At 71.2% G+C, this 19,015-nt stretch carries 14 protein-coding genes; 6 read left to right on the plus strand and 8 right to left on the minus strand.

Going from position 1 to position 19,015, the window contains the following annotated elements; all coding sequences use genetic code 11:
- The first annotated feature begins 31 nt into the window (after positions 1–31).
- A complete protein-coding gene (locus WMF39_RS22710) occupies positions 32–1,846 on the plus strand; it encodes a hypothetical protein (RefSeq protein ID WP_437747548.1) in 1,815 nt (604 codons plus the stop codon).
- Positions 1,847–1,869: 23 nt separating this feature from the next.
- Here the strand turns inward: WMF39_RS22710 and WMF39_RS22715 are convergent, their stop codons facing one another.
- From WMF39_RS22715 to WMF39_RS22725, 3 genes are all read right to left on the minus strand, one after another.
- The gene (locus WMF39_RS22715) at positions 1,870–2,694 is read right to left on the minus strand and encodes a CBS domain-containing protein (protein WP_437747549.1); all 825 of its coding nucleotides are present in this window, start codon (positions 2,692–2,694) and stop codon (positions 1,870–1,872) included.
- 476 nt (positions 2,695–3,170) lie between these two features.
- The gene (locus WMF39_RS22720; protein ID WP_437747550.1) at positions 3,171–3,623 is read right to left on the minus strand and encodes a hypothetical protein; all 453 of its coding nucleotides are present in this window, start codon (positions 3,621–3,623) and stop codon (positions 3,171–3,173) included.
- Between the two features lie 580 nt (positions 3,624–4,203).
- Positions 4,204–5,154, minus strand: a complete 951-nt coding sequence (locus tag WMF39_RS22725; protein WP_437747551.1) for an alpha/beta hydrolase — start codon at positions 5,152–5,154, stop codon at positions 4,204–4,206.
- Between the two features lie 172 nt (positions 5,155–5,326).
- Here WMF39_RS22725 and WMF39_RS22730 point away from each other — a divergent pair, with 172 nt between their 5' ends.
- The 3 genes from WMF39_RS22730 (at position 5,327) to WMF39_RS22740 (ending at position 9,100) form a co-directional block, all read left to right on the plus strand.
- Positions 5,327–6,733 carry an FAD-binding oxidoreductase gene (locus WMF39_RS22730; RefSeq protein WP_437747552.1) on the plus strand — a complete coding sequence of 469 codons (1,407 nt, stop codon included), beginning with the start codon at positions 5,327–5,329 and terminating at the stop codon, positions 6,731–6,733.
- 130 nt (positions 6,734–6,863) lie between these two features.
- On the plus strand, positions 6,864–7,736 hold the full coding sequence (locus WMF39_RS22735; RefSeq protein WP_437747553.1) for an alpha/beta fold hydrolase: 873 nt from the start codon (positions 6,864–6,866) through the stop codon (positions 7,734–7,736).
- Positions 7,737–7,864: 128 nt separating this feature from the next.
- Positions 7,865–9,100 (plus strand): MFS transporter, encoded by a 1,236-nt coding sequence (locus WMF39_RS22740; RefSeq protein ID WP_437747554.1) that lies wholly within the window; start codon positions 7,865–7,867, stop codon positions 9,098–9,100.
- A 111-nt stretch (positions 9,101–9,211) separates the two neighbouring features.
- Here WMF39_RS22740 and WMF39_RS22745 read toward each other — a convergent pair whose 3' ends face one another.
- Both WMF39_RS22745 and serA read right to left on the minus strand, forming a co-directional pair.
- Entirely contained in the window at positions 9,212–10,237 is a 1,026-nt protein-coding gene (locus WMF39_RS22745) for a LacI family DNA-binding transcriptional regulator (protein WP_437747555.1), read from the minus strand.
- A gap of 66 nt (positions 10,238–10,303) precedes the next feature.
- Positions 10,304–11,563 (minus strand): phosphoglycerate dehydrogenase, encoded by a 1,260-nt coding sequence (serA, locus tag WMF39_RS22750; protein WP_437747556.1) that lies wholly within the window; start codon positions 11,561–11,563, stop codon positions 10,304–10,306.
- Between the two features lie 217 nt (positions 11,564–11,780).
- On the opposite strand from serA, the gene WMF39_RS22755 reads away from it, so the two are divergent.
- On the plus strand, positions 11,781–12,947 hold the full coding sequence (locus tag WMF39_RS22755) for a S1C family serine protease (RefSeq protein WP_437747557.1): 1,167 nt from the start codon (positions 11,781–11,783) through the stop codon (positions 12,945–12,947).
- Positions 12,948–13,116: 169 nt separating this feature from the next.
- Here WMF39_RS22755 and WMF39_RS22760 read toward each other — a convergent pair whose 3' ends face one another.
- Positions 13,117–14,493, minus strand: coding sequence for a DUF1552 domain-containing protein (locus WMF39_RS22760; protein WP_437747558.1), 1,377 nt, complete (start codon positions 14,491–14,493; stop codon positions 13,117–13,119).
- Positions 14,490–16,190 (minus strand): DUF1592 domain-containing protein, encoded by a 1,701-nt coding sequence (locus tag WMF39_RS22765; protein ID WP_437747559.1) that lies wholly within the window; start codon positions 16,188–16,190, stop codon positions 14,490–14,492. The genes WMF39_RS22760 and WMF39_RS22765 overlap by 4 nt, the downstream gene beginning before the upstream one ends.
- Before the next feature lie 537 nt (positions 16,191–16,727).
- Here WMF39_RS22765 and WMF39_RS22770 point away from each other — a divergent pair.
- Complete coding sequence (locus WMF39_RS22770; RefSeq protein WP_437747560.1) at positions 16,728–17,549, plus strand: alpha/beta hydrolase; 822 nt, start codon at positions 16,728–16,730, stop codon at positions 17,547–17,549.
- A gap of 367 nt (positions 17,550–17,916) precedes the next feature.
- Here WMF39_RS22770 and WMF39_RS22775 read toward each other — a convergent pair whose 3' ends face one another.
- Positions 17,917–19,008: a hypothetical protein gene (locus WMF39_RS22775; protein WP_437747561.1), complete on the minus strand. Its 1,092-nt coding sequence runs from the start codon at positions 19,006–19,008 to the stop codon at positions 17,917–17,919.
- Between the last annotated feature and the right edge of the window lie 7 nt (positions 19,009–19,015).

A 19,015-nucleotide genomic window follows, 5' to 3' on the forward strand; every position in this document is an offset into this window, starting at 1 on the left:
GGAGGGCCCTTACCGACGCAGGAGCATGCTTATGTCAACGTCGCTTGCACCGGCATCGAGCGCCATCGATCCGTCTCGCGTGGACGGGAAGCCGGGCGGTGAGCGCCGGGCAACGCAGGTTCGCGGAGGCGCTCTCCTCGCCGCGGGCGCGCTCGCGGCCCTCGTCGCGGGCGCCTGCGGCGGCAGGGTGGTGGTCGACGGGTTCGAGCCGCCACCCGACGGCTCCGGCAGCTCCGGCGGCTCCTGGAGCTCCGGAGACACCGCGAGCTCCGTGCCGCAAGGCTCCTCCGGGGCCGGTCAAGGCGGGAGCATCGGCGAGGGGGGGGCGCCACCGATTCCGCCCCTCGTCAAGGAAGAGCACGACAACGTCGGCATCGACGGGGCCATCCCGGTGACCGTCCAGCCGGGCACCCTGGGCTTCACGGCCGTCGCCGAGATCATGGCGTCATCGCCGAGCTTCGATCCGATCGGGATCGAGAGCATCCTCGGCCCCGACGGCAGGCTGCTGGCGGCCGACTACACCATCCCAGGCACGATGGCCGCCTTCTTCAACCAGGGCATCGGCGCGGCGGCCGTCCCCCAGACTGGCGCGGACGCATCCGCGCCGCTCGCGCCGGGCGTCTACTGGATCAAGCTCGGCAACGGCGGAGTCGGCCCCCTGGAAGAGCCGGTGCGCCTCTCGGTGTGGCACCGCCGGACGCTCGACGGGCGCTTTCACGGCGGGAAGATCGACATCAATGCCTTCATCGCCGGCGACGCGGTCTCCGAGCAGTACATGCGGCGCGCGCTGCTCTCTGCGTACGAGGGATACGTGGGCCTCGGCGTGGGCAGCATCAATGTCCACCACATCGGCTCGGAGTGGGAGTTCGTCGACGAAGAGGTCCTCCCCGGCGTGCTCGAGCAGACGGCCGGCGCGCCCGGCCGTCCGGCCCTCAACGTGATCGCGGTGACGGCGTTCGAGGGGCGCATCGAGGATGCGTCCGGCGTGACGCCCGCCGTGCCCTCGGTCGCGGTCGAGCACGGCACCCACCTGAGCGGCATCGTGGTCACGCTCTACGAGGAGCCATCTGTCGACACCATCATCCTGCGCCATGAGCTCGGCCATCTCGCCGGGCTGTTCCACACCACCGAGTTCGATGCTGACTTCGGCGACCCGCTGGACGACACCTCGAAGTGCAGCAACGTGAGGCCGCTGGCGGAGCGCTGCCCGGATTTCGGGAATCTCATGTTCCCGACGGGGGGCGACTTCTCGGGCACGATGACGCCGCAACAGACGGCGATCGTGCGGGCGAGCGCGCTCTACCGCGGGATCGTCGAGCAGGGCGGCGGGGCGGCCGTCCCGCTCCCGGCCGACGCGGACACGCCGGCGAGCGGCGCGCCCATCGCGCCGCCGGCTCCGGGCGAGGGGGCTCGCTCGTTTGCGCCGGACCGCCTCGCGTCCACCGCCGCGCTTCCGCCGTACGCCGCGGCGCTGCTCGCGGGGCACTTCTGCGGCCAGAGCGCTGCCCGAGGCGCGGATTTCTACGAGCTGCTCCGCGCGGCCGGCGGCGCCGACGTCGATCGGCTGCTCGCGGTCGGCCGCGATCCCGGCGCGCCGGCGTACGTGAGGGCGCGCGCCCTCACCGCGGCGGGCCGCGCCGCCACGCGTTCCTCCGCCTCGGCGCGCGTGATCACGGAGCTCCAGGCCCTCGCCGCGGACCCGCGCCTCCCGCGCCGCGCGCGGCTCGGCGCTGTCGAGGGGGTCGCGTCCGCCTCGCCCGCCGCCGCCCGCGCGCTCGCCGCGCGCCTGACCGCCGACGCCGACGGGGTCGTCGAGCGGATGGCGGCCCGCGCCGCCGCGCGGTGAGGCCGCGTTCGCCGCGGCCGGCGTTATCCCGCCCTGGACCTCGCGGCCATGGAGATCACGCCCGTCCCTGCGACGGCGCGCGCGAAGTCCAGCCCCGTCAGCACGCCGCGGAGCCGCCGCCCCTGCACCACGAGCACGCGCCGCGCCTGCGCTGCGTGCGCGGCGGCCGCGGCGCGGTGGAGCGGCGTCCGGACGTCGAGGCAGACCATGGCCGGGCTCATCACGTCCTCGACCGGTGAATCGGACAGCACGCCGTGCGCGAGCAGCGCCTCGGTCTGGGTGAACATTCCCACCGGCCACCCGCCGGGATCCACCACCACGAGCCCGCTCACCTGCGCCGTCGTCAGCCGGTCGGCGGCGAGCGCGAGCGGCGCGTCGAGCGGAATCGTGTATGCGGGCGCCGACATGAGCCCGGCGATCGGCGCCGGGTCCCGCGCCTCGACCAGGGAGAGCAGGAGATCCTTGGTGCTGAACACGCCGGTCAAGGCTTCGTCCTCGCGGACGAACACGCGATGGATACGGTGCTTCAGCAGCACGCTCGCCGCCTGCACGACCAGCGTCGTGCGCCCGACGGTGATGATGCCCGGGCGCAGCACGGCCCGCGCGGGGACATCGGGCAAGGTGAGCAGCATTCCTCGGCTGTTCGTCTTCGTCTCGAACCTGCCGAGCCGGAGCAGGTCGGTGCGCGACAGCACGCCGATCGCGCGCGACGCCGCATCCAGGATCGGAACGCAGGAGATCGCGCGCTCGCCCAGCGTGCGGTGCACCTCTGGCAGCGGCGTCATGTCGGACGCCGCGATGACTTCACAGGTCATGTAACGCGAGACGGGTGTCGCAAAAGACATCATGGCGAGCATTCCTCGAGGACGCCGGCGCATCGGCGCGCTCCGGAGGGAGCAAGAAGCGATCCGCCATGGGACGAGGGCTGCCGGGCCTGGCACAAGCGCAGGCACCGCGCCTCGGCGCGCGATCTGCGCCGAGGTGTGTAACGGGCTGGGCAGCGGCTGAGCCGCCAGACCCAGGTGCGCCTGCCAGGCGGCGATGTCCTAAAATGCGACAGGTGGGGGGCCCCGGAACGTGGCCGTCAGCTGCACGGCCGTCGCCGATCCGGAGCCCCCCGGGGCGCCTGGCCTCCAGGAGCTTCGCGCTTGCCGCGAGCTCCGGAGGCCTGGGTCCCGGTGACTCTCCCCGGGCGACCCGTCAGACGACCCGCGGCTCGGGCGCCGGGCGCGCAGGGGTTCCCTCGTGTTCCGAGGGCCTGTCGCGCGCCGGTCCAAGGCCCGCGCTCGCCGTCGTCGCCGCGGATGGACTCCGGGCCAGCGGGCTAGAACCTGCCGCAGCCGCCGCCCCAGCCGGAGCCGCCGCACGGCGGCTTCCAGCCGCCCCAAGGGTTCCCGCCGCAAGGCCTGAAGTTCCCGACGTTGTTCCAGCCGGGAGAGCCGAAGTTGCCCCAGTTGTTCCAGCCCTGGTTGCCCCAGGGGCTCCAGCCGCCGCCTGTGAAGCCCCCGTTGCCGCAGCTCGGGACGCCGAAGTTCGCGCCGCCCCAGTTCAAGCCGCTCCAGCCCGGGCTCCCCCCCGTGAAGCCCCCGGGGACCCCGCCGCAGCTCCGCCAGCCGGCGTTGCCGCACAGCGCCTGGGAGGCCTCCTCCACCATCACGGCCTCGTCCGCATCGCTCTCGTCGACGTCCGCCTCGCCCGCGCCCACCGCGCACCCGGTGGTCAGCGCCGCCATTGCCATCGCGACGCACATCAACCTGGTATTCAACAGCTCAACCATTTCTCCTCCTTGCCTGGCCCGCGACGTCTGCAAGACCGTCGCGCCAGTCGGGTTGCGGAGAGAGCAGCGCTCATGCCCGAGAGCTGGTGTGCAGAGCCTGCCGCCCGAAGGCGCGCGCTGCGGGCGCGAGGCAGCGACAAACCGACATTCCTAAACAGCGCACGACCCCGCGGTGATCCTGCGCGTCCCTCGGCGCCGGATCACTGCGCAGAGAAGGCGCTTCCAGGCGCGCTCGGCGCCCGCCGGGAGCGCCTCGCGCAACGCGGCGGCTCCGGCAATAACCCGCCTTTCGCGCGCTGCGGATTTCTCGGCGCAGCGCGCGTCGACGAGGCGTCTCCGACGATGTCGAGCCTCCGCGCCGACAACGTGAGACAAGGAGCGATAACACCGCAGATGCATTCGCCGTCCTCAGGCGATCAGCGCCGCCCCGCTCGGCGCGCTCAGCCCATCTCCTCTGCGCTCGTGTACGCAAGGGTGCTCAAAAAGGACGCTCCGGGCATCCCTCGTTGCGAGCGTCAGGGGTCCTTGTCGAGTCGGCCCCATCCTCCGCCGGGCGAGCGCGGCGGCGGCGCGGGGCCGCTCAGGGCGCGGCGATCCAGGTCTCCCAGGCTCGAGAGAAGTCGTCGGCGTGGATCTCGTGGCCGCGCCCGGGGTGCACCACGAGCTCGTGCTCCCAGCCGTGCTGGGTCAGCACGTCGGCGAGGTTCTCGGCGCTCGCGATGGTGGAGGCGAGCTCGAGCTCGCCGACGGCGATGAAGATCGGCGGCCTCTCCTCGGAAAACAGGTGCTCCTCGATGACCATGCGCCCCGCGCCGACGAGCGCTGCGCCGTCGACGGCGACGAGGCCTTCGAGCGCCACGTAGCTCGCGAAATAACCGCCGTTGGAGAAGCCCATGACATAACGCCCGCCGAACGTCCCGCCGAGGATCCGCGCCATCAGCGCCTCTGCGCGCATCCACTCGTCGAGCAGGGCGGGCGCCGCGGCGTCGACGGTCTCGCGGCGCGTCGGCCAGCAGGAGTAGGTCTCCACGGACGGATCCCAGGTGCAGAGTCCTGGTCTCCCGCGCGGGAACACGGCGACGGCGCCGAGCGCCTCGGCGGCCTCCGCGGCGGTCGCCTGGAGGTCTACGGGCAGCGAGTCGGGCGCCATGGCCCCGTGCAGCACATAAAGGATCGGCGCGCCGCGGAGCGCGGTCTCCGGCACATGGAAGCAGGTGTGGTCGTCCAGGCCGGTCCACCCTGCCGAGCACCAGTCCGTCTCGACCGGCTCCCAGCTCAGCGCGCCGCTCGCGCCGCCGCCGCCGCCCTGCCCGCCCGCGTTCCCTTGCGCGCTCGCGCCCGACGCGCCGCTGCTCGCCGCGAGCGGATCCGGGGCAGCGCCGCCCCCGCCGCCCTCGGCCGCGCCGACCCCACCGCCCTCGGCGGCGCCCGCGGAGCCGGCGCCAGGCGGCGCCTCGCTGGCGCGCTCGCACGCGGCCAGCGCCAGCGCCGCCATGCTCGCCACGATTGCCGCGCGGTCCGCCCTGTCCATGCGCGCTCCTCGATCAAGATGCCCTGTCGGTCGTGGCGCCGCAACGCTCGCGCGGCGCTGCGCCGCGAGGACTCCCGCCGGCGAAGCGACCCGCTCGGCGCGCCGGCCTCGGGGTGGGTGCGAAGACCGCCTGCCCTTGCCCTCGCCACCGCTCCGCAGTACCGAGCCGAACATGACCCCACTTACCGGCCTCCCCGGCCCCTTCCTCGAGGCCGTCCAGCGCGAGTTCCCCGCGGATTTCCTCTCGACGGACGCCGCCGATCTCGCGACGTTCGGCCGCGACTGGACCAAGGTCCACGAGCCCAGGCCCTCGGCGCTCGCGCTGCCGCGGTCGACCGACGAGGTCTCGCGGCTGCTCCGCCTCTGCTCCGAGCACCGCGTCCCGGTCGTGCCCTCCGGCGGCCGCACGGGGCTCGCCGCCGGCGCCGTGGCGGCCAGGGGCGAGCTCGTCGTGTCGCTGGATCGGATGCGCAAGATGGGCCCGGTCGACGTCCTCGGCGCGACCGTGCGGGTCGAGGCGGGCGCGGTCACCGAGGCGGTGCACCAGCACGTCGCGCCGCACGGCCTCACCTGGCCTGTCGACTTCGCCTCGAAGGGGTCGAGCCAGGTCGGCGGCAACATCGCGACGAACGCCGGCGGCGTGAAGGTCATCCGCTATGGCCTGACGCGCCAGTGGGTCCTCGGGCTCACCGTCGTCACCGCGAGCGGCGCCGTGCTCGAACTGAACGGCGCGCTCGAGAAGAACAACACGGGGATCGACCTGCGCCAGCTGTTCATCGGCAGCGAGGGCACGCTCGGCATCATCACCGAGGCGACGCTCAAGCTCACGCGGGTGCCCGAGGCGCTCAACGTGTTCCTGTTCGCGGTGCCCGACCTCGCCGGCGTGCTCGCGCTGTTCCGCGAGGCCCGGACGGGGCCGTTCGTGGTGATGGCCTACGAGTTCTTCACCGAGAAGTGCCAGGCGCGCCTGCGCCGCCACCGGAACGTGCGCGTGCCGCTCTCCGCGCCGTCGGACTACTACGTGCTCATCGAGGTCGAGCGCGGCGAGCCCGAGGCGCTCGAGGCGTGGATCACCTCGCTGTTCGAGCGCGGGCTGGTCACCGACGGCACGCTCGCGCAGCACGGCGCGCAGGCCGCCGAGCTCTGGGCGCTCCGCGAAGGGATCAGCGAGAGCCTGTCGGCGACCGGGCTGCCGCACAAGAACGACGTGTCCCTCCCCATCCAGGAGCTCGAGGGCTTCTGCTCCGAGCTCGAGAGCCTCTTCGAGGCCCGCTATCCAGGGTGGGAGATCGCGCTCTTCGGCCACATCGGCGACGGCAACCTCCACATCAACGTGATGAAGCCCGACGACCTCACGCGCGAGGAGTTCCTGAAGCGCACCCACGAGGCGGATCACGCCATCTTCTCGCTCGTGAAGAAGTACCACGGCAGCATCTCCGCCGAGCACGGCATCGGCCTGCTCAAGAAGGATTACCTGCCCTATTCGCGCTCGGCCGAGGAGCTCGCGATCATGCGGTCGATCAAGCGGGCGCTCGATCCGCTGAACCTCATGAACCCGGGCAAGATCATCGACGTTTGAGCGCCTTCCGCTCGCCCCCTCGCTTCGCTCGCCGCGCCCCCGGACCCCCATGTAGCAACCAGCGATTCAACCCGTGACCGCGCGGCAGAGCGCCGGCGGCCATTCGACGGAATCAGCGCAAGGAGAGACGATGACCCTCGACGAATCCAAGCTCTCGCACCGGTTCACCGAGCACGGCGGCGTGCGCCTCCACTACGTCGAGGCGGGCGACGGGCCGCTCGTCGTGCTCCTCCACGGCTTTCCCGAGATCTGGTACTCGTGGCGCCACCAGATACCCGCGCTGGTCGAGGCGGGTTACCGCGTGATCGCGCCCGACATGCGCGGCTACAACCTCTCGGACAAGCCCGAGGGCGTCGCCGCGTACGCGATCGCCGAGCTCACCGCGGACGTGGCCGCGCTGATCCAGGCTTCTGGGGCGGAGCGCGCCGCCGCGGTGGTCGGCCACGACTGGGGCGGCGGCGTCGCCTGGGGGTTCGCGGCGCGGTATCCGGCGCTCCTCGAGCGGCTGGTCGTCCTCAACTGCCCGCACCCCGAGCGGCTGTTCGCCGGGTTCCGCACGGCGCGGCAGCTCCGCAGGAGCTGGTACATGTTCTTCTTCCAGCTCCCGAAGCTCCCGGAGCTCGCCGCGCGGAAGGACGATTTTGCGTGGCTCCGCGCGTCGGTGAAGGACGACCCGCGGCGCCCGGGGGCGGTGAGCGACGAGGATCTCGCCCATTACGTGAAGGCGTGGTCGCAGCCGGGCGCGCTCACGGCGATGATCAACTACTACCGGGCCCTCTTCCGCCCGGGCAGCCTTGGCGAGCTCGGCAGGCCGCCCCGCATCGACCTCCCGGTGCAGGTGATCTGGGGCGAGCACGATCGCTATCTCGGCTCCGAGCTCGCCGCGCCGGATCCGGCGCTGGTCCCGAACGCCCGAGTCGCCCGCATCCCCGACGCGAGCCACTTCGTGCATTACGACAGGCCGGAGAAGGTCAATCAGCTCCTCCTCGAGTTCCTGCGCTGACGCCCTCGCTGCAGCGCGGCCGCGAGGCGCTCGCGGGCGTGCGCGGCGCGACCGCCGGCGAGGCGCGTTTCCTGACGCACGTACCCGTTTGACACGGCGGAGCGACCGATCGAACCTGGCGGGCGCTCATGCTCCGCCGCATCCCTGATCGCAACATCTGGCTCGTCTTTGGCGCGATCTTCCTCCTCGGTCTCGCGTACGGCATCGCCATCTCGCTCACGGCGGTCTTCCTCGATGCGCGCGGGTTCACCAAGACCGACATCGGCCTGCTCGCGTCGTGCTTCGCGCTCGGCATCGTCCTGCTCTCGCTGCCGATGGACACGCTCATCCGCCGGTTCTCGGCGAAGGCCACGCTGGTGCTCGCGCTGGTCGGGTACGCGGCGGCGGTCGGCGCCTTCCCCTTCCTGCCGAGCTTCGCCGCCATCGCCGCGGTGCGTTTCCTCGACGGGGCCTGCTCGGTCGGCATCTGGGTGAGCTGCGAGACGATCCTGCTCGCCCGGTCGGACAAGGACAACAAGGCGTTCGTCACGAGCCTCTACGCCGTCTCGATGGCGCTCGGCTACGTCCTCGGGCCGCTCTGCGCGCCGCACATCGTCGCGCTCTCCTCGATGCCCGCGGCGTTCCTCCTCTCGTGCGTGATCTCGCTGCTCTCGGCCGTCCTCGTGCTCGCGCGCCTCGACCGCCACCTGCCGGGCATGTCCGAGGCCCACGGGAAGGCCGGCGCGGCGAGCGGTGCGGAGCCCTCGGCGTCCTCCGCCTCGATCCTCTCGCGCATCAAGACCGCGTGCTTCGCGACCTTCGCCTACGGCTATTTCCAGGCGTCGGTCGTGCTGTTCCTCCCGCTCTACCTGATGGCGGAAAAGGGGGTCACGCGCGATCAGACGATCCAGATCCCCGCCTACTTCGCGGTGGGCATGCTCCTCTTCACCAACGTCTTTGGCCGGATCGGCGACCGCCGCGGCCACCTCCTGCTCATGCGCGCGCTCGGCACGATCGGCACGCTGATGATCCTCGGCTTCGTGTACCTCGATCGTTACGACGCGATGTGCGTGGCCGTGTTCGTCGCGGGGGCGACGCTCGCGTCGATATCGCCGCTCAGCCTGGCGCTCCAGGGCGTCGTCACCGCGCCGCGCGACTACAGCCGCGCGAACTCGCTCTACAACGTCTTCTACGCCGCCGGGATGCTCCTCGGCCCTCCGGCGTCGAGCGCCATCTACCAGGCCGCGGGCGGCATCGCGATGATCTACCACCTCGCGGCGCTGTGGGCCGCGTTCGTCGTGTTCACCGTCGTCTTCGCGGGCGACGACCCGGCCGCGCGGCGCAGCGCCGGAGAGCGCGTCAGCGTCCCGGTCTGGAATGAATAGCGCTCTCCCCGTCGCGCGGCGATCGACGTAGAAACAGCCCCGCTCGCCGCGCAGACTCGCCAGCTCGCGGCGGCATACGAGGAGGCGCCCGATCGCGGATCCTCGCCGGGTTCAGAGATCGCAGCCGCACGACCGCCGGACGATCAGCTCCGTCGGCAGCTCAATCCTCCGCTCGGCCTTGCCCGTCTGGATGAGGTCCACCAGCGCCTGCACCGCGCGGTAGCCCACCCCGTCCGTCGGCGCGCGCACCGTCGTGAGCGCGGGCTCGAGGTGGCGCGCCGACGGCGCGTCGTCGAAGCCGACGACGGAGACCTCCACGGGCACGCGCTTGCCCGCGGCGCGCAGCGCCTCCATCGCGCCCGCCGCGGCGTGGTCGCACCACGCGAAGATCGCGTCGAAGTCGGCCCCCTCGCGCACCCACGCGAGCGTCGCGGCCCGCGCCTCCCGCGCATCGAAGCCGCGGCGCATCAGGCGCGGATCCACGGCGATGCCGTGCTCGGCCAGCGCCTCCCGGTACCCCTCCGCGCGCGTCGTCGAGTCCTCGCTCTCGGAGACACCGTGGAGGAAGGCGATCCGGCGCCGGGCGTGCGCCTCGATCAGGTGCCCCACGATGGCGCGCGCGCCGGAGGCGTTCTTGATGATCACGCTGGGCAGCGGGACGTCCGCGGGCGACGACTGGTACATGAGCACCGCCGGGCACTTCTGGTGGACCAGCTGCTGGAGATCGGCCTCGTGGACGTAGTGGCCGAAGATCAGCACCCCGTCCGTGTTGTGCCGCCCGACGAGGCGCCGCGCCGGCGCCTCCGGCCTCACGGAGAGCAGCACGTCGTAGCCGGCCTCGGCCGCCGAGGCGGCGATGGCCCGCACGAGGCTGGAGATGAACTCGGTGCTGATGTTCGGCAGGAGCAGGCCGAGGACGCCCGTCTTCCCCTGCGCGAGGCTCCTGGCGGCGGTGTTCGGCACGTAGCCGAGCTCGTCGATCACGGCCAGCACGCGCTCCCGGGTCTCCGCGCTGTACTTGCCCCTGCCGTTCACCACGCGGCTGACGGTCGCGGGCGAGACGCGAGCGCGCTTGGCGACCTCCTCGATCCGGATCTGCGGCCGCGGCCCCGGCTGGATCGTGAACGGTGGCGACAAGGCGGGGCACCTCTCGGGGCCGGGGACTCGGGCCGGGGCGCGGCGGCGCCCCGGCTCGGCGCACGTTCAGTAGAGCACGCGGGTGCGGAGGCTCGTCTCCAGCGCCCCGATGCGCCGGCTCACCTCGGCGGACACGTCCTGCGACAGGTCCATGATCAGGTAACCGATGTTGGCGTCCGTCGACAGGACCTGGCTGTCGATGTTGGCGTTCACGTCCGACACGATGCGGTTCACGTCGCGGAGCACGCCAGGCACGTTGCGGTGGACGTTGAGGATGCGGTGCGTGGCCTTGAGCGGCGGGAGCTCGACGTTCGGGAAGTTCACCGCGCCCGTCGTCGCCCCGGTGGTCACGAGCTGCGTCAGCGCGCGCGACACCTCGCGGCCGATCGCCTCCTGCGCCTCCTCGGTCGAGCCGCCGATGTGCGGCGTCAGGATCACGTTCGGGAGCTTCTGCAGCTCGGTCAGGAAGCCGTCAGAGTTCGACTCCGGCTCCTCCGGGTAGACGTCGATCGCCGCACCCGCGAGGTGGCCGCTCTTCAGCGCCTCGGCCAGCGCCGGGATCACGACGACCGAGCCGCGGCTCGCGTTGAGCAGGTACGCGCCCTTGCGCATGTGCGCGAGCTCGGCGGCGCCGATCATGTTGTGCGTCTCCGGCGTGGCCGGCACGTGGAGCGAGACGAAATCCGACTCGGCGAGCAGCGCCTCCAGCGTCGGCAGCGCGCGGTTGTTGCCCATCGGCAGCTTCTGGGCGATGTCGTAGTAGACCACGCGCATCCCCATCGCCTCGGCGAGCACCCCGAGCTGCTGGCCGATGTGGCCGTAGCCGATGAGGCCGATGGTCTTGCCGCGGATCTCGTAGCAGGCCTTCGAGACCTTCTTCCAGGTGCCCGCGTGCACCTCGCGCGACCTGTCCCCGAGCTGCCGGGCCAGCATGATGGACTCGCCGATGATCATCTCGGCGACGCTGCGCGTGTTGCTGAACGGCGCGTTGAACACCGGCACCCCGCGCCGGTTCGCCGCATCGAGGTCGACCTGGTTCGTGCCGATGCAGAAGCACCCGATGGAGAGCAGCTTGTCCGCCTTCTCCAGCACGCGCGCGGTGACGTGCGTCTTGCTCCGGATGCCGAGCATGTCCACGCCCGCGAGCGCGGCGATGAGCTCGTCTTCCTTCAGCGCGGAGCTCCGCGTCTCGATCTCGAACGATCGCGACCGGAACAGCTCGTGCGCGCTCTGGTGGATGTTCTCGAGCAGGAGCACCTTGACGGGCTCCTTCGCGACAGGGGGGGTCGTCTGAAATTTCGTTGCTGAGGGCGTCATGGGCTTCATCCGTCAAGGCCACCTCTACCGCAACTTCGCCCTTTTGCATCCCAGGATCCGATCCGACGCGGACGCGCGCCGATGCCGGAGCGCGACCGTCCTGCGCGTCGGTTCCGCGCATGGGTTCCGCGCATTCGTTGCGCGCGGCAGACTGCCGCGCCGCCACGCCACCCCGCCGCGCGCCGCAGGGGAGACGCCTTGCCGATAGCAAGCTAGATTGCGCCGCATGCGCCACCGCAGCCACGCTCGACTCCCTGCCGTCCTCGTCGTCGCCGCGCTCGCCGCCTCCGCCGGATGCAAGGGGAAGCCCAGCCCCAGCGGCCCGTCGCCCGACGCGACGAAGGTCCCCGACGCGCCGGCGACGTCGGCGACGATCGACACGACGCCGCCGCCCGTCCCGCCCTCGAAGGGCGCGCTCATCGAGGACGAGCGCAACTCGATCGCCGTGTTCCGCGACGTCGCGCCCTCGACGGTGTTCGTGACGCAGCAGCGGCTCGTGGTGGACCGCTTCTGGGGGACGGCCGTCGAGGTGCCCGCGGGCTCGGGCTCGGGCTTCGTCTGGGACGCCGACGGGCACATCGTCACGAACTACCACGTCGTGGCCGGCGCGCAGTCGCTCGTCGTCCGGCTTCAGGGGGAGAAGACGTTCCCGGCGAAGCTCGTCGGCGTCGAGCCGCGCAAGGACATCGCGGTCATCAAGATCGACGCCCCCAAGGACATGCTGAAGCCGATCCAGGTCGCGCCCCTGCGCGAGCCGCTCGAGGTCGGGCAGAAGGCGATCGCGATCGGCAACCCGTTCGGCCTCGATCACACGCTGACGACCGGCATCATCAGCGCGCTCGGCCGCCAGGTCCAGGGCGTGGGCGAGGTGACCATCCGCGACATGATCCAGACGGACGCCGCGATCAACCCCGGCAACTCCGGCGGCCCGCTGCTCGACTCGAGCGGGCACCTCATCGGGATGAACACGATGATCTTCTCGAAGAGCGGCAGCTCCGCCGGTATCGGCTTCGCCGTGCCGTCGACGACGATCGCGCGGATCGTCCCGCAGATCATCCGGACCGGGAAGGCCGAGCAGGTCGGCCTCGGCATCCAGCTCGATCAGTCCCGCCGCCTCGAGCGGCGCAACGGCATCCGCGGCCTCATCATCATGACCGTCGTCCCGGGCGGCCCGGCCGACAAGGCGGGCATGCGCGGCCTCTCCGAGGGCGACCGCGGGCTCGTCCTGGGCGACGTGATCGTCGGGATCGACGGCACGCCCGTCACGGACTACGACGGGCTGTACCAGGCGCTCGACGGCAAGAAGCCGGGCGACAAGGTGAAGGTCGACGTGCTCCGCGGCCCGAGCGGCGAGAAGGCCACCATCGAGGTCGCGGTAGAGCTCCTCGGCTGACCCGCCCCTCCCCGCCCCGTCCCCGACCCGACACACCCGAGCGTTGGCGGAGCTCGCCCGCACAGGAGACGGGCCCAGATCGGCGTTTTCGGCGCGGAGGCGTACTCATGTACGCTGAGCACCGAAAACGTCGAGGTGGGCCCGTATCCGCAGCGGGCGAGCTCCTCTCTCAGGCGACGATCGTGTCGACGAGCCCGCCTTCGAGGCTCTCGTCGCCGAAGTCGTCGAGCGGACCGCCCTGGCCGTTCGTGCAGCCGACGGCCGCGCCGATCGTGTTGAGCAGCTTGTTGTTGGTGACCCGCTGGTCGATGAACTGGCCGGTCTTCAGGTAACCCGCGGCGCCGCCGGCGAGGAGGTACGGGACCCTGGAGTAGGAGTGGTACTTGTCGGCATTGTCGTTGAGCCACACGGCCACGCCGCGGTCGAGGAGCGTCCCCGAGCCGATCTCGTACGACGCGAGCCTGTCGAGCAGGTGCTTGAAGATCCGCGCGTGGATGCGGTCGATCTGGTGGTGCAGCTCCTGCGCGCCCTCGATCGGCGGGCCGACCTCGCCGTCGCCGTCGATGCGGTGAGAGATCTTGTGGTAGCTCTTCTGCCGCACGCCGTGGATCGTGTACTCGGTCGAGTCGTTGCCGTCGCCGACCTGCAGGGTCGCCGCGCGCGTCGCGCCGCACGCCATCGCGAGCGCGATGATGTCCATCTGCATGCGGGCGACGGTCTCCACGTTGTCGTAGCTGCCGACGTCCGGAGAGATCGCCTCCATCTCCGCGACCCGCTCCGGCGGGAGCGCGCAGGCGAGCCCGACCTCGAGGTCGCGGATGCTGTCGAAGTGGAGCTCCAGCCGCTCGCGATCGCCCTGGCTGAGGTCCTTCCGGCGCATGAGCGCCTGCATCTGCTCCCGGACCAGGTCGTTCACGCTGGCGCGGCGCGCGGCCAGCGCCTTCGCGGCAGCGGCGTCCACCTCGGCGAGCCCGAAGAGCTTCTGGTACGCCTTGTACGGGTCGCGCTCGGCGGCGCGCAGCTGCTTCGGCCCGCGGTACGAGAGCACCTCGTTGATGTAACCGGCCTTCCTGCCCGCGTAGAGCGTCAGCGGCTCGACGCCCGCCGGGTTGAGCTCGGTCGCGATGCGGTTGTCGATCGATTCGCCCATCGCCAGCGACTCGTTGCCCGCCGGATCCTCCGACACCTGCGCGGCCGTCAGGCACTGGTTGCCGCCGCCGGAGTGGCCGCACCCGTTGCCCGGGAACGCGAAGCGGACGCCGCGCACCAGGATCAGCTGGCTCGCGTAGTCCTTGAGCTCGCTGACCGCCCGATCGGCGTCCGCGGCCATCGACTCGGCGGTCAGCGGGCCCGGCGCGCTGGGCCAGAACATCTCCGGCTCATCGCCTACCTGCTGCGCGACGCCGTTGGCCTGGCGCATGAAGATCGCGAAGGGCGGCACGTCCCCCGTGCCGGCCGCGGCGCGGCGCGGCGCGAACGTCTCCAGGAACGGGAGCGCCACCGTGACGCCGAACAGGCCTCGAAGCACACGTCGTCGGGTGATCATGGCGCCTCCGCGGGAACGCGAGCGAGGAAGGGAGTGGAGGAGACGATCCGGACGATGAGCTCCTTGGTCGAGGCGCCGCCGCGCGACGCTTCGCCGAGCTCCTCGACGAGCGCCCGGTCCTCCGCGCGCGCGCCGCGGCCGTGGGCGAACTCGAGCCAGCGCTCCGCGTAGCACCCGTGCGCCTCGCTGCTCTCGGCGAGGAGCTGGCTGAACTCGACCGCATCCGCGTAGCTCCTCGGCTGGCCGCCGAGCGTGTAGGCGTCCGCGGAGTTGACGGGCGCGCCGTTGTCGGTCGCGCGGTACTTGCCGATCGCGTCGTAGTGCTCGAAGGCGAACCCGGCGGGGTTGATGAGCAGCCCGTGGCACGACGCGCCGCACGTCCCCTTGCCCGTGTGCGCCTCGACGCGCTCGCGGTTGGTCGCGAGCTCGCCCGGCGGCAGCGAGGTCGCGTCGTCGGGCGGCGGCGGCAGCGTGGCGCAGAGGATCCTGAGGTTCACGAAGACGCCGCGGTGGATCGAGTCCGGCTGCCGCGCCGTCGCCTTGGCCGCGAGGAAGCCGAGGCGCGTGAGCAGCCCCGAGCGCTCCCCTTCGTCGAGCTCCACCCGCTTGAACTCGCCCGAGAAGTCACCCTCGACGCCGTAGACCGCGGCGAGGTGATCGTTCACGAACGCGGTGCGCGCGGTGAGCAGGTCGGTGAGCCCGCCCTCCTCGTCGAAGACGACGTGATCCACGAAGAGCTCCGCCTCGCGCTGCATGTCGTCGCCCATCTCGGGGACGAACTCGGGGTAGAGCGCCTGATCCTTGTTGAGGTCGTGGTACTGCTCGTAATCGTAGAGCTGCCGGTGGAACGCGCCGACGACCTCGCGGGCGCGCAGGTCGTCGAGCATCCCCCCGGCGTAGGCGCGGACGGCCTCGCGGGTCGAGAGCTCGCCCGCCTTCGCCGCCTCGAGGAGCGCGTCGGAGGGCATCGTGTTCCACAGGGTATAGGCGAGCCTGGTCGCGATCTCGTGTCCGCCGAGCGGGATGAGCCCGCCCTCCGCCGGCCCGGCGCCGATCTCGACGCGGTAGATGAAATGAGGGGACTGCAGAAACGCCTCGAGCGCCGCGCGGACGCCCGCGGCGAACGGGTCTTCGCCCTCGAAGAGCTCCTCGCCGCGGTGGAACAGCGCGACGTATGCGTCCCGCTCCTCGTCCGTGAGCGGGCGCCGGAACGCCCGCTCACCGAACCGCTCGACGAACGCCTGCGCCCGCGCCTCCGGCGCGTCCGGCAGGTCCGCGGGCGCGATCCGACCGAGCTTGCCCTGGTCGGCGGTCACCATCGCCGCGAGCTCCTCGGCGGCGCGCTGGTAATCGCCCCAGAGGCCCGGCGTCACCAGGAGCGCAGCCTCGTTGTTGTCGAACACGCCGCCGAGCGGGTCGCTCGTGAACGACGCCGAGAGGCCAGGCCGGTCGTCGAGGCGCAGGAGGTCGCGCACCGTGTTCTCCCACTGCGCGTGGGTCAGCCGCGGAAACATGCTGCGCTCGGCGACCTCTGGCCCAGTCGGCCCGCCGGGAATGACACCATCCCCGTCGCCCCCTCCCGGATCGCCCGCGGCGCCCGTACATCCCGAGATCAGGAGCGCGGCGACGCTCAGCTGCGCGCCGAGCAGCCGCCGCCATCGCGAGGAGGTAGTCAATCGATAGGCCGGTGAGATCATCGAGCTCTCCTGACAAGCAGATCGACTGTGTACGCAGGAGACACACCTTGGCCGCCGCCACCGCGAGGAGGTGGTCAATCGATAAGCCAGTGAGGTGGCCGAGCTCTCCTGAAGCAAGGCTCCGAACCAATCCGGACCTCGCCAGGCAGCCGAGGGTGGGCGCAGCGACAGGTGCGACGAGGCGCCCTGCGGAAGCGGGGCGACACGGAGCAACGACGCGACGCGCCGACCATCGGCTGCCTGGCGACAAGAGGTTTCGTCGCTCTAAGCCAAGCAGCTAGATCCAGTTATGTAGGAAATACACTTTACTAACAACCCAAAAAAATCTTGGTCGGTGGGCAGACGCGCGGCGATCGTCCTGGAGCAGACAAATACAACGGCACCCAAACCCTCGCTCGTGTGTGTGTGATCTCCCATGCATGCCGGCCATGGCAGGAGATCTCGATGGCTGGCCACTCCTGACGAGGCGGTGCGGTGTCGCCGCCGCGGGAAGTTCGCTGTTGCTGCCGAGCAGCGGGTTCAGCAAGCATCTGCTCGATGCGCCCCTCTCGCCTCCGCCGCTGCCACGCCTGGTCTGCGCTGGCGCTCGCGTCGCTCGTCTCGCTCGCCGCGTGCGAGCGACGGGCAGCCCCGCCCGGGGGCGGCGCTGCGGGCACCGAGCAGCAGGCGCCTCCCGCCGCGCCAGCCGCGAGCGCGGCGGTCCCCGCCGCCGCGGTCGAGTACCTCGAAGAGATCACGGGCGGCGCGGACCGGAACGAGGCGCTCCCCCTCGTCGTCGCGATTCACGGGCTCGGCGACAGGCCCGAGTCGTTCGCGGGTCTGCTGTCGGGCGCCGACGTCAAGGTGCGCCTCATCGTGCCGCGCGGGCTCACGCCGTACGGGGGCGGCTACTCGTGGTTTCCGCTCCAGCAGGCGCTCGCGAGCGAGGAGGTGGGACAGGGCATCTTGCGCGCGGCCGCCGCGCTCGCGGCGACGATCGAGCGGGTCGCCGCCGAGCGGCCGACGCGGGGAATGGCCATCGTGACCGGCTTTTCCCAGGGCGGCGCGCTCACGTTTGCGCTCGCTCTTCACCACCCGCGCGTTGTCGGCGCCGCCTTCCCCATGGGCGGCTGGGTCCCCCCGGCGGTGCTGCACGGCGCAGGCGCGGCGGCTCCGGCGCCTCCGACGCTCGTCGCGCTGCACGGCGAGGACGACCGGCGCGTCCCGATCGGCCCGACGCGCGACGCGATCGCGGCGCTCGAGGGGCGCGGCGTCAAGGTGAGGCTGGCGAGCTACCCTGGCGTCGGCCACACGGTGAGCGCCGAGATGCGGCGCGACCTCCTGCAGCTCATCCGCGGCGCCGCCGCCGAGGTGCGCTGACGACCGCCCGGACACAGCCGCGGACCTCGCCCTCGCCCGCCCGGGTGCGCTGTTCTCCAGGGGCGAGCGTGCCGCCCGCACCGGCAGGAGCGCGGCCGCGCCGCCGGCCGCGAGGAGCGGGGCTCCAGGAGTTGCCGCGCCGAGCCGGAGCGGCTCGGCGACCGGGAGTGCAAGAGCGGCGAGAGGATGGAGGGGAGGGATCTGTCTTGACGCTACGTTCCAGAGACGGAAGTCCAAACGTTTCGGAGACGTCAACCCCCAGCTGCGGGACCTGCCCTGGGTCGACAGAACATTGTTCAATGCGATCCGGCCCTCCGGAAGAACGACGCAATAACAACACCTCTTCCATGCATCGAAGAGGCCGCCTTCACTCCACAGCCTGCGGGCGGTCCTCGGTGTAAGTCGAGAGCGCCTCTATCAGCGCGCGTAGAAACACGCGCTCGGCATCCACCGACAGCTGCTGGAGTGCGAGCGTGTCGCGGGTGTGCGCGATGCCTTGAGCGTCCGAGCTTTCGAGAACGCTCCGCACCTTCACGATGAAAGAAATCTCGCGCTCGACGGCTTCAACTTCGTTGCGCGCCTGCTCGATCGCCGCGCGGGTCTGATCACGGAACCGCCGCAGTCGCTGGTTGACCTCGTAGGAGGCATGCTGCAGCTCTTCGGCCCTCGACCCGAGGTGCCGGTCCTCGTGAATGGATTGCGCGATCCCGCCGATATTGAAGCTCACCTCCGCGAGCCCATACCAGTCAGACCTGGGGAACGGTATGACTCCACTGACGACGCGGACGCGCCACGCGTCGAGCGACCGAACGTACGACGCTTCCCGTGCGACTCGGTTGGCGCTCCGTGCGTACGCTGCCGCCTGCGCACTGAGCGATCCGCGCGGCTTGCCGAGCCTCTGCGCGGCAAGCTGAGCCACTTCGCCGCGCACGTGAGCCAGCTTGCGCTCGAGCGCGTCAGCGTGATTCCGCACCTCATTGAGATCGATGAGCGTGATGACTCGCTCGGAGAACCGCTCCTCGGCCTTCTTCATGAGCGCGCGCCACTCCTGATCGTGTGCGTCCAGATAGGCCTCTTGCTCGCGCAGCGCGACGAGGCGGGCGGCGCCAGCCCCGTGATCGAGGATCTCCTCAATGCTCATAGACGATTCGTGCAGGTCGCACTCCGCGTCGCCGAGGCGCATCACGCGTAGCCCCTTGTAGAAATCGAGCGGAGAGAACGACAACGCCGTCCGCACCTGGTAGCCGTCTCCTGCCGTCGCGCCGATGTCGATCGCGTTGCTCGAGGGATGTCGGATCCCTTGAACAACAACCTGGGGTGCCATCAGCAAGGCCGCATCGCTCGCCGCCAGCGCGTGCACTTTACGGCAGTAGGCCGGCTGCTCTGCCAATGCGTCGGCTCGCCCAAGCAACAGGAAGGCAGCAACGGCGGTCACAGGGACACGGAACAATTGTCGCATTGCAGGT

The sequence above is a fragment of the Sorangium sp. So ce1504 genome (genome assembly GCF_051521635.1).
Classification (GTDB): domain Bacteria; phylum Myxococcota_A; class Polyangia; order Polyangiales; family Polyangiaceae; genus Sorangium; species Sorangium cellulosum_B.